The organism is Nocardioides lianchengensis, from assembly GCF_900101465.1.
Lineage (GTDB): Bacteria > Actinomycetota > Actinomycetes > Propionibacteriales > Nocardioidaceae > Nocardioides > Nocardioides lianchengensis.
In genome coordinates this window covers 70122-84668 of sequence record NZ_FMZM01000010.1, presented here as the reverse complement: position 1 = coordinate 84668, position 14547 = coordinate 70122, and the positions used below count along the sequence as shown (strand labels likewise).

At 73.7% G+C, this 14547-nt stretch carries 9 protein-coding genes; 8 read left to right on the top strand and 1 reads right to left on the bottom strand.

The features are described 5' to 3' along the window. The first annotated feature begins 64 nt into the window (after positions 1-64). On the top strand, positions 65-1348 hold the full coding sequence (locus tag BLT76_RS17980) for a Wzz/FepE/Etk N-terminal domain-containing protein (protein WP_090859332.1): 1284 nt from the start codon (positions 65-67) through the stop codon (positions 1346-1348). A gap of 4 nt (positions 1349-1352) precedes the next feature. Here BLT76_RS17980 and BLT76_RS17975 read toward each other — a convergent pair whose 3' ends face one another. Continuing rightward, the gene (locus BLT76_RS17975; protein ID WP_170867126.1) at positions 1353-4022 is read right to left on the bottom strand and encodes an exopolysaccharide biosynthesis polyprenyl glycosylphosphotransferase; all 2670 of its coding nucleotides are present in this window, start codon (positions 4020-4022) and stop codon (positions 1353-1355) included. A 107-nt stretch (positions 4023-4129) separates the two neighbouring features. On the opposite strand from BLT76_RS17975, the gene BLT76_RS17970 reads away from it, so the two are divergent. The 7 genes from BLT76_RS17970 to BLT76_RS17940 all read left to right on the top strand — a co-directional run bounded on the left by BLT76_RS17970 (position 4130) and on the right by BLT76_RS17940 (position 14546). Then, positions 4130-5038 (top strand): aminoglycoside phosphotransferase family protein, encoded by a 909-nt coding sequence (locus BLT76_RS17970; RefSeq protein ID WP_170867125.1) that lies wholly within the window; start codon positions 4130-4132, stop codon positions 5036-5038. Beyond that, the gene (locus BLT76_RS17965; protein WP_211753048.1) at positions 5035-5682 is read left to right on the top strand and encodes an MOSC domain-containing protein; all 648 of its coding nucleotides are present in this window, start codon (positions 5035-5037) and stop codon (positions 5680-5682) included. Before BLT76_RS17970 ends, BLT76_RS17965 begins: the two co-directional genes overlap by 4 nt. A gap of 287 nt (positions 5683-5969) precedes the next feature. Further along, a complete protein-coding gene (locus BLT76_RS17960) occupies positions 5970-7790 on the top strand; it encodes an AMP-dependent synthetase/ligase (protein ID WP_090859328.1) in 1821 nt (606 codons plus the stop codon). Between the two features lie 114 nt (positions 7791-7904). Further along, the gene (locus BLT76_RS17955) at positions 7905-8561 is read left to right on the top strand and encodes a hypothetical protein (protein ID WP_244509466.1); all 657 of its coding nucleotides are present in this window, start codon (positions 7905-7907) and stop codon (positions 8559-8561) included. Further along, on the top strand, positions 8558-10111 hold the full coding sequence (locus BLT76_RS17950) for a DNA polymerase Y family protein (protein ID WP_090859326.1): 1554 nt from the start codon (positions 8558-8560) through the stop codon (positions 10109-10111). The genes BLT76_RS17955 and BLT76_RS17950 overlap by 4 nt, the downstream gene beginning before the upstream one ends. Beyond that, positions 10111-13500: an error-prone DNA polymerase gene (locus tag BLT76_RS17945; RefSeq protein ID WP_090859324.1), complete on the top strand. Its 3390-nt coding sequence runs from the start codon at positions 10111-10113 to the stop codon at positions 13498-13500. Before BLT76_RS17950 ends, BLT76_RS17945 begins: the two co-directional genes overlap by 1 nt. 122 nt (positions 13501-13622) lie before the next feature. Then, complete coding sequence (locus tag BLT76_RS17940) at positions 13623-14546, top strand: dioxygenase family protein (RefSeq protein ID WP_090859621.1); 924 nt, start codon at positions 13623-13625, stop codon at positions 14544-14546. The last annotated feature ends 1 nt before the right edge of the window (position 14547 follow it).

Genomic DNA, 14547 nt, shown 5'->3' with positions numbered 1-14547 from the left:
TGCACCGAGCGAGGGAAGATCTCCCTCGCTCCGACTTGCGTGGGGGACACGCGGTGGAGTTGACATGGAACTGAAGGAAGTCGGTGGTGCCCTGTGGCGCCACAAGCTGCTCGTGCTGGTCGTGCTGCTGGTGACGGGGAGCGCTGCGGGCCTCGGCCTGTGGGCCGCGCCCAAGACCTACACCGCGACGACGACGGTCGCGACCGCCGAGGACCCCGCGGGCGCGGGCGTGGAGGACCCGGACTCGCTGCGGGGGACCCTCGCGGAGCTGGCCAACTCCCGCGACGTCCTCGATGAGGTGCGCGGCCGGCTGAGCGTGGACCGCTCGGTCGACGAGCTGCGCCGCTCGGTCGCCGGGGCGTGGGTCGAGGGCACCATCCTGATCCAGGTCACGGTGGACGACGCGGACCCGCAGGTCGCGGCCGAGATCGCCAACCTGGTCGCGGACGTGCTGCCCCTCTACGATCCCAGCACCGGATCGTTCCTGTTCACGGTCAGCAACGAGGCCGTCCCGCCGCGCACCTTCTCCAGCCCGGACCTGCTGCTCGGCGGCGGCGTCGCGGTGGTGCTCGGCCTGATCCTGGCCACCGGGGCGGCGCTGATGCGCGACCGTCGTACGACGAGCGTCGAGACGCCCCGCGAGGCCGAAAGCGCGGCCGGCGCGCCGGTGCTGGCCCGCATCGCCCGGCCCCGCGACTCGACCACGCTGCCGTCGCTCTACCCGGGTACGGCGGCCGCCGACACCTTCCGCCGGCTGCGCATCGCCCTCGAGGCCGAGGCCAGCTCCGAGCCGGTCGACCTGCTGGTCGTCGCCGGTGCGACCGAGGACGACGCCAGCGTCTGGCTCGGCGCCAACCTGGCCGTCTCGCTGGCCGTCGCCGGCCGGCAGGTGGTCCTGGTCGACGGACGGCTGGGCACGCGCCACGGCCGCCCGATCGCGACTGCCCCCGGCACCGCCGGCCTGTACGACGTCCTGACCGGGGCCGACCTGGTCGACGGGCTCAGCCAGGGCCCGGTCGACGGCCTGCAGGTGCTCCCGTCGGGGGACTGGGGCGGCGAGCCGACCGAGCGGCTGCTGGAGACCCGGTTCGCGACGGTCATGCAGGAGGCCACCCGGCGCTTCGACGTCGTCGTGGTGCTGGCCCCGGCGCTGGACGTCTGCGACGACGCGCGGGTGATGGCGGCCGGCGGGTCGCTGGTGCTGACGGTCTCGTCGGGCGCGGTCTCGCCGCAGCAGCTGCACCGGGCCGCGACCCGGGTCCGCTCGGTCGGTGCCCGGCTGCTCGGCACGGTGCTGCTGTCCAAGCAGACGACGCGGGCACCGCGCACCGTGCGCGCCGCGGCCTGACGGATCAGTCGGTGCGGACCCGCCGTACCTCCGCGAAGCGGGCGGCGGGTCGGCGGTCGACCGAGACCTGACCGGTCAGGGCGAGCGGCTGGAGGGCGACCAGGACGTCGCCCTCGCCGCGGCCGTTGCGGAAGTGCCGGAGCGTCTGGCGGGCCACCTCGCGGGCCGACGCGCGGACGTCGTGGTGGGACTCGACGTGGGCGCGACCGGCCTCGCCCTCGCTGGCGGCGCGGTCGGCGTCGACCAGCCGGGCGATGATGCTGTCGGCGAGCTGACGCACGTTCCCGACGTCGACCAGCACCCCGGCCTGCGGCGGAACGCTGTCCTCCATGCCGGTGGTCCGGGTCGCCACGACGCTGCGGCCCGCGGCCATCGCCTCCAGCGGCGCGACCGCCATGCCCTCCCAGCGCGAGGGCGCCGCCACCACGTCGGCGGCGGCCAGCCAGTCCTCGACGTCGTTGCGGGAGCCGACCAGCCTGACGTCGTCGAGCGTGTCGGCCCGCTGCTGGAGCTCGTCGCGGTCGGGCCCGTCGCCGACCAGGACCAGCAGCGCGCCGGGCACCCGCTCGCGGACGTGCGGCCAGGCGTCGAGCAGGTCGCCCTGACCCTTCTGCGCCGTCAACCTCCCCACGCACAGCACGGTGGGGACGTCGGGCAGGCCCAGCCGGCGGCGGGCCGCCTGCCGGGCCGCGTCGCCCCGGGGGTGGAACCGCTCGACGTCCACGCCGTTGAAGGCCACCGTCGCGCCGGCACGGATGCCCTGCTGCTCGCCGACGAGCTGCTCGCCGCGACTCACGCAGACCAGCTCGGTGGTCCAGCGCTGGGCGTGCCGCTCCCAGCGGATCGTCGCCCAGCGCAGCGGGCCGCGCACGGCCTCGAAGGACCACGCGTGCGGCTGGAACAGGGTGGTACGACGGCCGCGCACGGCCAGCCGCCCCGCGAGCCCGGCCTTGGCGCTGTGCAGGTGGACGACGTCGGGGTCGACCCGATCGACGATGCGCTGCAGCCGTCGTACCTCTCCGGGGACCGTGGGGCCGGGGCTGCGCCGGGCCTCCCAGCGCAGCACCCGGGCGCCGGCCCCGCGGGCGGCCGCGGCCAGCCAGCCGGACGACGGGCAGGCGACCGTCACGTCCCAGCCCCGGGCGACCTGGTCGCGCACGTAGCCGAGCAGGACGTCGGCCACGCCCTCGGTGGTGGGCTGGGCGACGTGCAGGACGCGGGGTACGGCGTCACCGAGCCGCGTGGGCGGGGTCCGGCGCGCGTCCTCCTCGGCCTCCGAGGCCGGCATCAGCACCAGCGGCCGGTCCCCGCCGGGCGCCGGCCGGGCCAGGGTGCGGGCGGTGCGGAGCAGGATCTTCACGTCCGTCCACAGCGACCAGTTCTCGATGTAGTGGTTGTCGAAGCGGACCCTGGCCTCGATGGGGGTGTCGCCGCGCAGGTCGTTGACCTGGGCCCACCCCGTGAGGCCGGCAGCGACCCGGTGGCGGTCGTCGTACCGCTCGTGCTGGGCGGTGAACTCCTGCACGAAGTAGGGCCGTTCCGGACGCGGGCCGACCAGGCTCATGTCGCCGCGCAGCACGTTGACCAGCTGGGGCAGCTCGTCGAGGCTGGTCCGCCGCAGGAACCGGCCCACCGGGCCGAGCCGGTCGTCGTGGTCGATGGACCAGGCGGTCGCGCTCTCCGCCTCCGAGGCGGGCTTCAGCGAGCGGAACTTGTAGAGCTGGAACGGCCGGCCGTGCCGGCCGACCCGCAGCTGGCGGAAGATCACGCCGGGTCCGGTCTCGACCCGCACGGCCAGGGCGCAGGCGAGCATGATCGGGGCGAGCAGCACCAGGGCGACCCCGGACGCGGTGACGTCGAGCAGCCGCTTCAGGAGGAGGGTCACCGGGCGCAGCCCCCAGCGCCGCAGGCGCATCAGGGCGATGTCACCGACCACCTCGACCCGGCGGTGGTGGTCGAGCCCCATCATCTCGAAGAAGCGGGGGACGACGAAGACCTGGTGGTCGCGCTCCAGGCACCGGCGTACGACGTCGGTGGTCTCCGCGTCCGGCTGGTCGGGGAAGGCGAAGACGACGTCGTGGACGCCGAGGTCGACCATCGCGCTCTCGAGCCGGTCCAGGCCGCCGAGGTAGGGGACCGGCAGGTCGCGCGGGTCGACCTGCGGGGCCGAGTCGACGATGCCGACCGGGCGGAGGCCGTGCTGGGGGCGGGCCAGGAAGGTCCGGGTCAACCGGACCCCGACCGTCCCGGCGCCGACGACGATCACGGGGTGGGAGCTGCGGCCGCTGCGCCGCAGCGCGTGGGCCAGCGCGTAGACCGCCGTCCGGAGCACCACCATCGCCACGAACGTCACGCCGGCGGTGGTCGCCAGCTCGAGCAGGGTCGAGGTGTCGAGCCGGCGGCTGGGGGCGGCGACCAGCAGCACGGTCGCCGCCACCGCGGCGGTGAAGGCCAGCTTGGGGACGTCCTCGATGACCGACAGGACCAGGCGTGAGCGGTGCAGCCCGGTCCCGGCAGCGGCCAGCACGGCGGCGACGGTGCCCACGGCGACCACGGTCGCCGACCAGCCCGGCCGGAGGACCACCACGGCCAGCAGGACCGAGAGCGGGTCGACCAGGACCAGCAGCGGGCGGATGCCGCGCAGCGGCAGTGCGTCTCGTGCGCCTGCGCGCATGCGGGCCCCCTGGGTTCCTCGGCGTTCCTCGGCCGAGACGAACGGGGGACTCATGCCCCGTGGTCGGGGGTCGGGAAACCCCGGGTCCCGCCTGCCAGGATGGGAAGGTGCCGCTGACGCTCCCGCCGTTCGTCCTCGGGTTCGCCGATCGGGGTCCCGCCTGGGCGGCCTGGGTCGACCGGCTGCCGCGGCTCGTCGACGACGTGCTGGCCGAGTGGGAGCTGACCCGGGACGGCGAGCCGATGCACGGCTGGACCGCGCTGGTGCTCCCGGTCCTCGACCGCTCGGGGACCCGGGCCGTCCTGAAGCTGGTCTGCCCGCCGGTGCCCGGTCTCGAGGAGGAGACGCATGAGGCGCTCGCGCTGCAGCGGATCGGGGGCGACGGCGCCGTACGCCTGCTGCGCGCCGACCCCGGCCGCCGGCTGCTGCTCCTCGAGCGACTGCACCAGGAGGACCTGACGCAGGTGTGGGACGTCGAGGCCTGCGAGGTGGTCGGCGGGCTCTACGCGCGGATCCACGTCCCGGCGCCGCCCCAGCTGCGGCCGCTCACGTCGTACGTCGAGGCCTGGACCGACCGGCTGGCCGCCCTGCCCCGCGACGCCCCGGTCCCACACCGGCTGGTCGAGCAGGCGGTCTCGCTCGGGCGCGACTTGGTCGCCGACCCCGGCAGCGACGGCACGATGATCCACGGCGACCTGCACTACGAGAACGTGCTCGCCGCCGACCGCGAGCCGTGGCTGGTCATCGACCCCAAGCCGGTCAGCGGCGACCCGCACTACGAGGTCGCGCCGTTGCTCTGGAACCGCTGGGACGAGCTGGCCGGCGACTACCGCGACGGCGTACGACGGCGCTTCCACGCGACGATCGACGCGGCGGGGCTCGACGAGGACCGGGCTCGCGACTGGGTGGTGGTGCGGATGCTGCACCAGGCCCTCTGGGAGCTGGAGGAGCCGCGGTCGCCGGACAAGGGCTGGCTGACCACGTGCGTGACGATCGCCAAGGCGGTGCAGGAGTGAGCCACCTCGTCTCCGTCAACGTCGGCACGCCCCGCGAGGCGGACTGGGCGATGATCGGCCGCACCAGCATCGACAAGCTCGCCGTCCCCGGACCGGTCATGGTCGGCCGGCTCGGTCTCGCCGGTGACCAGGTGTCCGACCGGCGCCACCACGGCGGCGCCGACCAGGCCGTCTACGCCTTCGCCCGTGAGGACCTCGACGCGTGGGCCGCCGAGCTCGGGCAGGAGGTCCGCGACGGCCAGTTCGGCGAGAACCTCACCACCGCCGGCATCGACGTCAACGAGGCCGAGATCGGCGAGCGGTGGCGGATCGGCGACGTCGTCCTCGAGGTCGCCTCGGTCCGCACCCCCTGCCAGGACTTCAAGGTCTGGATGGGCCGCTCCGGGTACGACGACACCGCCTGGGTCCGCCGCTTCGCCCAGGTGGCCCGCCCCGGTCCCTACCTGCGGGTGCTCGCCGAGGGCGAGCTCGCGGCCGGCGACCCGCTCGAGGTCGTCCACCAGCCCGGTCACGGGGTGACCGTCTCGCTGGTCTTCCGGGCCCTGCTGCTCGACCACCACCTGCTCCCGCGGCTGGTCGACGTCGACGGCCTGGCGGCCAAGGTGCGCCGCCGCGCCCAGGAGTACGTCGCCGCGCAGGGCTGAGGGGTGGCGCGTGAGTTTCATCGGCTGGCCGATGAAACTCACGCCGGGACGACAAAGGTTCATCGTCCAGGCTCCAGTTTCATCGGCCAGCCGATGAAACTCTCATCCGGCCGGCGCCGACCAGTCGTACGACGCGACGCGGGCAACCCACCTGAGGATTCCGGACACGCTCGCCCGTTCGGGTTACCCGCGAGTTGTCTAGTGACGTAGGTTACTCCGCAACAAGCCGCGCTTGGGAGGGTGCCGGGGACCGCCAGCCTCCCGCCGCCATCCCCTGCAGGAGTGACATGCCCGCCAACCATGACACGAGCTTCGTCGACCATCTCGAGCCCAACGTGGCCGTGCAGTTCCTCAACCGGGTGGCCGCCACCCCCGGCACCGAGGCCTTCCGCTTCCCGCGAGGGGAGGCCTGGGAGTCCGTCACCTGGCAGCAGGCCGGGGACCGGGTCTCCCGGCTCGCCGCCGGGCTGCTCGCCCTCGGCCTCGAGCCCGAGCAGCGGGTCGGCATCGCCGCCGGCACCCGCTACGAGTGGATCCTCTCCGACCTGGCCGTGATGTGCGCCGGGGCCGCGACGACCACCGTCTACCCGACCACGAACGGCGAGGACACGGCGTACATCCTCGGTGACGCGGAGTGCCGCGTGGTCTTCGCCGAGGACGACGAGCAGATCGCCAAGCTGCGCGAGCACAAGAACGAGCTGCCGCACCTGGCGAAGGTCGTGACCTTCGACGGCGCCACCGACGGTGACTGGATCATCGACCTCGACGGTCTCGCCGAGCTCGGTGAGGCCTACCTCGCCGACCACCCCGACGTGATCGAGCAGACCGCCAAGTCGATCCCGCCGGACCAGCTGGCGACGCTGGTCTACACCTCCGGCACCACCGGCAAGCCCAAGGGCGTGCGGCTCAAGCACAGCTCCTGGGTCTATGAGGGCGCGGCGATCAAGGCCCAGGACATCCTGCACGAGGACGACCTGCAGTTCCTGTGGCTGCCGATGGCCCACGTGTTCGGCAAGGTGCTGCTCTCGACCCAGCTGGCCTGCGGCTTCGCGACGGCCATCGACGGCCGGGTCGACAAGATCGTCGAGAACCTCGGCATCGTGAAGCCCACCTTCATGGGCGCCGCGCCGCGCATCTTCGAGAAGGCCCACGGCCGGATCGTCACGATGCAGGCGGCCGAGGGCGGTCTGAAGGAGAAGCTGTTCCTCAAGGCGTTCGAGGTCGGCATCAAGGTCGACAAGCTCAAGCGCGAGGGGCAGGGCGTCCCGTTCCTGCTCAACCTGCAGCACGGGCTCTTCGACAAGCTGGTCTTCAGCAAGGTGCGCGACCGGTTCGGTGGCCGGGTCCGGTTCTTCATCTCCGGGTCCGCGGCGCTGAACTCCGAGATCGCGGAGTGGTTCCACGCGGCCGGCATCCTCATCCTCGAGGGCTACGGCATGACCGAGAACTCCGCGGGCGCGACGGTCAACCACCCCGAGGAGTACAAGATCGGCACGGTCGGCCCCGCGCTGCCCGGCGCGGAGATCCGCATCGGCGAGGGCGACGAGGTCCAGATCAAGGGCCCCCACGTCATGGAGGGCTACCACAACCTCCCCGAGGAGACCGCCAAGGCGTTCACCGAGGACGGCTGGCTGCGCACCGGCGACAAGGGCAGCATCGACGCCGACGGCTTCCTCACCATCACCGGCCGGATCAAGGACCTCTTCAAGACCTCCGGCGGCAAGTACATCGCCCCGTCGGCGATCGAGTCGAAGTTCAAGGCGATCTGCCCCTACACCAGCCAGTTCATGGTCTTCGGCAACGAGCGCAACTTCGTGGTCGCGCTGGTCACCCTCGACCCCGACGCGATCGCGGGCTGGGCCGAGGAGAACGGCCAGGCCGGTAAGTCGTACACCGAGATCGTGTCGTCCCCGGAGGTCAAGGCGCTCGTCGGCGGGTACGTCGAGCAGCTGAACGCCAGGCTGAACCGCTGGGAGACCATCAAGAAGTGGGAGATCCTCGACCACGACCTGACCATCGAGTCCGGGGAGCTCACGCCCTCGATGAAGGTCAAGCGCAACATCGTCGAGGACAACAACAAGGACCGCATCGCGGCCTTCTACGTCTGAGCCCGCTCCACGCCGAGTCGGCGTGAGCTCGCTGCCGAGTCGGCGCGAGCTCGCGCCGACTCGGCAGTTCGGGGTCCGGATTGACTCGTTCGAACAGGTGTTCGATGATGGGGTGTGTCCTCCGCCGCCCCCGACCTGAGCCAGCTGGACCAGCTGCGGGCGCGCATGCAGGGGATGGCCGGCGGGATGCCCCGGGCGGCGCTGCCGGTCCACCCGGCGCTGTCCGGGGTGGTGCAGCTGTACGCCGGCGCCAGCTACGAGGTCGACGGGCTGGGCCTGGCGATGACCCTGCTGGCCGGGCCGTCGCGGGCCGGGGAGTGGTGCGCGGTCGTCGGGATCCCCGACTTCGGGGTCGAGGCCGCGGCCGAGGCCGGCGTCGAGCTGTCGCGCACCGTGCTGGTGCCCGAGCCGGGGGAGCAGTGGCTGGAGGTCACCGCCGCGCTCGTCGACGTCGCGCCGGTCGTGCTGGTGCGCCCGGGCGGCCGGGTCGCGGCCTCGGTCGCCGAGCGGATGGGGGCGCGGCTGCGCAAGCGCGCCGCGGTGCTGCTGGTCCAGGGCGAGTGGCCGCGCTGCGAGGCCCGGCTCGGCGTCGAGGAGCCGGTCTGGTCGGGGGTCGGGCAGGGCCACGGGCACCTCCGGGCCCGCCGGGCCGCGGTCGTCGTACGACGGGGGGCGGCGCCGCCCCGCCGCTCCGAGCTGTGGCTGCCCGACCCGGTGGCCGGGGCGCGCCGGGCCGAGCCCGCCGTACGCGCTCTGGAGGAGGCCGGATGACCGGCGTCCTGGAGAAGCGGGTCCTGGTGGTCTGGTGCCCGGACTGGCCGGTGGTCGCGGCCGCCGGCGAGGCCGGGCTGCCCGACCGGCTGCCCGCGGCGGTCTTCCACGCCAACCTGGTCCAGGCCTGCAACGAGCCCGCCCGCGCCCTCGGCGTACGACGGGGGATGCGGCGGCGCGACGCCCAGGGCCGGTGCCCCGAGCTGGCCGTGCTGGCGGCGTCGCCCGAGCGCGACGCGCGCGCCTTCGAGGACGTGCTGGTCGCGGTCGAGCAGCTCCGCCCCGGCATCGCCCCGCTGCGACCCGGGCTGGTGGCCCTGCGCTCGCCGGGCCGCTTCTACGGCGGCGAGGAGGAGGCGGGCGCGGTGCTCGCCGAGCGGCTGGTGACGCTGGGGGTCTGGGACAGCCGCACCGGCGTGGCCGACGAGCTGTTCACCGCCGAGCAGGCCGCGCGCCGGGCCCGGTCGCAGGAGAGCCTGGTGGTGCCCGCGGGCGGGTCGCCCGACTTCCTGCGCACGCTGCCGGTCGAGGTGCTCGACGACCCCGACGCGGTGAGCCTGCTGCGCCGGCTGGGGCTGCGCACCCTCGGCGACCTGGGCCGGCTGCGCGCGGCCGACGTCCGCGACCGGTTCGGCAGCCACGTCGCCTGGGTGCACCGGGTGGTCGGTGGCGACGGGGCGGTCCACCTCCCCACCCGCACGCCGCCGCCGGAGCTCGAGCGGCACGTCGACTTCGAGCCGCCTCTCGACTCGGCGGAGACGATCGTGTTCAGCGCCCGCCGTACGGCCGAGGCGTTCGTGGCGGGTCTCGCCCAGCAGGGGCTGGTCTGCACCGAGGTGCGGGTCGAGGCGCGCTGCGAGGGTGAGGACCCCGAGGGTCGGCCGGCGTCGGTGCGGAGCTGGCTGCACCCCCGGTTCTTCACCGCCGCCGACCTGGTCGACCGGCTGCACTGGCAGTTGCAGGGTGGGTTCAGGGCCGGTGACGTGAGCCGGCCGGTGGAGCGGGTTCGGTTCGTGCCCGAGACCGTGGTCCCCGACGCGGTGCACGCCGACGTGCTGTGGGGCGGCACCGACGAGCGGGTCGAGCGCGGCATCGCCCGGGTGCAGGGCATGCTCGGCCACGACGCGGTCGTCGTACCCGTCCTCCAGGGCGGGCGGGGTCCGGCCGACCGCCAGGCCTGGGTGCCGTGGGGCGAGCGGCCGACCGGGCTGCGTCCGACGGGTCCGCCGTGGCCCGGCAGCCTGCCCCCGCCCGCCCCGGCGCGGGTGCTGCGCACCCCCTGGCCCGCCGAGGTGTACGACGCCGCCCGCCGCCCGGTCGCCCTCGACGACCGAGGGGCGCTGAGCGCCGACCCGGCGGTCTTCCGGCCCGGTCCCGACGAGGACCGCCAGCCGGTCGCGGCCTGGGCCGGACCGTGGGTGGTCGAGGAGCAGTGGTGGGAGTCCGGCGGCCGCCGGGTGGCCCGCTTCCAGGTGGTCGGCGTCGACGGGCGGGCCTGGCTGCTCACCCTCGACGGCGACGTCTGGTGGACCGAGGCAGGGTACGACTAGTGGGCTGGAACAACCCCGCCAACATGTCCTGGGGCGACCTGGAGGCCCGGCTCTCCGGCCGCCGGCGGCCGACCGATCCCGAGGCCCCGATCTCGACGCGCAAGCACCGGCGCGAGCAGGTCGTGGTCACCCGCCCGTCCGGCCCGGTCACGCCGTACGCCGAGCTGCACTGCCACAGCAGCTTCAGCTTCCTCGACGGCGCCAGCGGGCCGGACCACCTGGTCGTCGAGGCGGCCCGGCTGGGTATGCACGCGCTGGCCATCACCGACCACGACGGCTTCTACGGCGCTCCGCTGTTCGCCGAGACCGCGCAGCAGCACGACGTGCGCACCGTCTACGGCGCCGAGCTCTCGCTGGGCCTGAGCCGGCCGCAGCTGGGCGTGGCCGACCCGGAGGGCAGTCACCTGCTGGTGCTGGCCCGGGGGGTGGAGGGCTACCACCGGCTGGCCGCCGCGATCACCGACGCCCAGCTGCGCGGCGACGAGAAGGGCCGCCCGCTCTACGACCTCGACGAGCTGGCCGAGCGGGGGCGGGGCCACTGGCTGGTGCTCACCGGCTGCCGCAAGGGCACCGTCCGCCAGGCCCTCGCGAGCGCCGGCCCCCGGGCGGCCGCCGAGGAGGTCGACCTGCTGGTCGCGCGCTTCGGCGCCGAGCACGTCGCGGTCGAGCTGACCGACCACGGCTTCCCCCTCGACACGTCCCACAACGACCAGCTGGCCGCGGTGGCGGCCGACCGCGGGCTGCCGGTCGTCGCCACCAACAACGTCCACCACGCGACCCCCTCCGGGCACCGGACCGCGGCGGCGATGGCCGCCGTACGGGCCCGGCGGAGCCTGGCCGAGATGGACGGCTGGCTGCGGCCGTCGGGCGCGGCCAGCCTGCGCTCCGGCGCGGAGATGGCCCGCCGCTTCGCCCGGCATCCCGATGCCGTCCCGCGCAGCGTCGTCCTCGCCGACGAGTGCGCCTTCGACCTCCAGAAGGCCACCCCGCGGCTGCCCAAGAACGGCATCCCCGAGGGGCACACGCCGATGAGCCGGCTGCGCGAGCTGACCGAGCGCGGCTTCGCCGAGCGGTACGCCGGCCGCGACCTCGAGGTCGACGCGCGGGCCAAGGTCGAGATGGAGCTGGAGGTGATCGACCGCAAGGACTTCGCCGGCTACTTCGTCATCGTCCACGACATCGTCGAGTTCGCCCGGTCCCAGCAGATCCTCTGCCAGGGCCGGGGGAGCGCGGCCAGCTCGGCGGTCTGCTACGCCCTCGGCATCACCGCGATCGACCCGGTCTTCTACCGGCTGCCGTTCGAGCGGTTCATCTCCTCCCACCGCGACGAGGAGCCCGACATCGACGTCGACTTCGACTCCGACCGCCGCGAGGAGGTCATCCAGTGGGTCTACGACACCTACGGCCGCCACAACGCCGCCCAGGTCGCCAACGTGATCGGCTACCGCCCCAAGATGGCCGTCCGCGACGCCGCCAAGGCGCTCGGGCACGCCCCCGGCCAGCAGGACGCGTGGTCCAAGCAGGTCAGCTCCTGGAGCGAGGTGACGGCCGGCGATGACGTGCCCCAGCAGGTCGTCGAGCTGGCCAACGACCTGCTCGGGGCGCCGCGCCACCTCGGCATCCACTCCGGCGGGATGGTGCTCACCGAGCGGCCGATCGGCGAGGTCTGCCCGATCGAGCGGGCCCGGATGGACAAGCGCACCGTGCTGCAGTGGGACAAGGACGCCTGCGAGTTCATGGGCCTGGTGAAGTTCGACCTGCTCGGCCTCGGCATGCTCTCCGCCCTCGACCACATGATGCGGATCTCCGAGACGCACCTCGGGGAGGCGTGGGAGCTGAGCACGGTGCCGAAGGAGGAGCCGGCGGTCTTCGACATGCTCTGCCGGGCCGACTCGATCGGGGTCTTCCAGGTCGAGAGCCGGGCCCAGATCGGCACCCTGCCGCGGCTGCAGCCGCGCACGTTCTACGACCTGGCCATCGAGATCGCGCTGATCCGGCCCGGCCCGATCCAGGGCGGCGCCGTCCATCCCTACATCCGCCGCGCCACCGGCCGCGAGCCGATCACCTACCCCCACGAGGACCTGGTCCCGGTGCTGGAGCGCACCCTCGGCGTCCCACTCTTCCAGGAGCAGCTGATGGACATGGCCAAGGCCATCGGGGACTGCACCCCCGACGAGGCCGACCTGCTGCGTCGGGCGATGGGCTCCAAGCGCGGCATCGAGCGGATCGAGAGCATCAAGGAGAAGCTGTACGCCGGGATGGCCCGCCGCGGGCTGGTCGGCGAGGACGCCGACGCGATCTACCTGAAGATCCTCTCCTTCGCGAACTTCGGCTTCGCCGAGAGCCACTCGCTGTCCTTCGCCAAGCTCGTCTACGCCAGCTCGTGGTTCAAGCTGCACTACCCCGGGGCGTTCCTGGCCGCGCTGCTGCGGGCCCAGCCGATGGGCTTCTACTCCCCGCAGTCCCTGGTCGGCGACGCCCGGCGACATGGCGTCAGCGTGCTGCGCCCCGACCTCGCCGTATCGCGGGCCACGGCCGACCTGGAGCTGCTGCCCGGGGCCGCCCCCGGCGCGACCGGCCTGGCCGACTGCCTCCGCGACCACCCCGACCGGACGGACTTCGTCCCCGGGACGCCCGACCCGACCCCGGCCCACCGGCGCGACACGTCGTACGCCGTCCGGCTGGGGCTGGACTCCGTGCGTGGCATCGGCACCGCGGTCGCCGAGCGGATCGTCGCCGCCCGCGCCGAGCGGCCCTTCGACGACCAGCTCGACCTGTCGCGGCGCGCCGGCCTGGACGCACGGCAGCTGGAGGCGCTGGCCACCGCGGGGGTGTTCGAGAGCGCCGGGCTGAGCCGCCGCCGCGCGCTGTGGAACGCCGGCTGGACCGAGCGCGACGACCAGCTGGAGGGGCTGCGGATGACCGCCGACGCCCCCGAGCTGCCCGAGATGGGCGCGGTCGAGACCACCCTCGCCGACCTGTGGGCCACCGGCATGACCCCCGAGGCGCACCCCTTCGTCCACCTCCGGCCGCGGCTGGCCGCCGGCGGGATCCGCAGCGTCACCGACCTCCAGCAGGTCGACTCCGGCCGCCGGGTCAGCGTCGCCGGCATGATCACCCACCGTCAGCGCCCGGGCACCGCCGGTGGCGTCACCTTCCTCAACCTCGAGGACGAGACCGGCATGCTCAACGTCATCGTCACGGTCGGGGTCTGGCGCCGCTACCGCGAGGTCGCCACCTCGTCGGCCGGCATGGTCATCCGCGGCGTGCTCGAGCACGAGGACGGCGCCACCAATCTCCTCGCCGACCGCCTCGGTCCGCTGGAGGAGGTCGATCCGACCGCCGGAGCGGCCCTGAAGGCCCGGCACCGGTCACGGGACTTCCACTGACAGTGCCCACCGTCACCTGCCGGCTGAGGGGGTTTCGACGGGCGTTCAGGACTTCGTCCTTCGCTGCTCAATCACCGGTGGCGCACAGGCGACGCACAGGATCCTGGCCTTCCATGGTCCCCATGAGCGATCACCACCACGGCCACGACGAGCTAGAGGATCACGACCTCGGCCTCTCCCACGACCTCCCCAAGATCGTGGAGCGCAACCGGCTCGGCCGGCGCGGCGTCCTGTCGATCTTCGGCGGCGTCGGTGCCGCGGCGGCGCTGGTCGCCTGCGGCTCCGACGGCAGCAGTACGACGATCAGCTCCTCCGCGAGCGCGTCCGCGTCCGCCGGCGGCGGCCCCGGCGGCACCCCGCCCGACGGTGCGCCGGGCGGCGGCGGGCGGATGGGCACCGAGTCGGACGTGGAGGTCGCCGACGGCGAGATCCCCGAGGAGACCGCCGGCCCCTACCCGGGTGACGGCTCCAACGGGCCCAACGTGCTCAGCGAGTCCGGGATCGTCCGCAGCGACCTCACCACCAGCTTCGGCGACGCCTCCGGGGTGGCCGAGGGCGTCCCGACCACGGTCCGGCTGAAGGTCTACGACCTCAACGGCGACGACATCACCGTCCTCAGCGGCGCCGCGGTCTACCTGTGGCACTGCGACCGCAACGGCGACTACTCGATGTACTCCGAGGCGGTCGTCGACGAGAACTACCTGCGCGGGGTCCAGGAGACCGACGCCGACGGGATGGTCGAGTTCACGACGATCTTCCCCGCGGCGTACTCCGGCCGCTGGCCGCACATGCACTTCGAGGTCTACCAGTCGCTGGCCGACGCGACGACGTACACGAACAAGCTCCGCACCTCGCAGCTGGCCATCCCCGAGGCGACCTGCGACGAGGTCTACGCGACCGAGGGCTACGAGCAGAGCGCGACCAACATGGAGCAGACCCCGCTGGACAGCGACAACATCTTCTCCGACGGCTACTCGCTGCAGATGGCCAAGGCGACGGGGTCAATCGACGAGGGCTACACGCTCACCCTGAACGTCCCGATCTGAG

What these genes read in the sequence shown, in the direction of transcription:
- BLT76_RS17980 (WP_090859332.1), top strand. Translation starts at nt 65, where the DNA reads ATGGAACTGAAGGAAGTCGGTGGTGCCCTGTGGCGCCACAAGCTGCTC.
- BLT76_RS17975 (WP_170867126.1), bottom strand. Translation starts at nt 4,022, where the DNA reads ATGCGCGCAGGCGCACGAGACGCACTGCCGCTGCGCGGCATCCGCCCG.
- BLT76_RS17960 (WP_090859328.1), top strand. Translation starts at nt 5,970, where the DNA reads ATGCCCGCCAACCATGACACGAGCTTCGTCGACCATCTCGAGCCCAAC.
- BLT76_RS17950 (WP_090859326.1), top strand. Translation starts at nt 8,558, where the DNA reads ATGACCGGCGTCCTGGAGAAGCGGGTCCTGGTGGTCTGGTGCCCGGAC.
- BLT76_RS17940 (WP_090859621.1), top strand. Translation starts at nt 13,623, where the DNA reads ATGAGCGATCACCACCACGGCCACGACGAGCTAGAGGATCACGACCTC.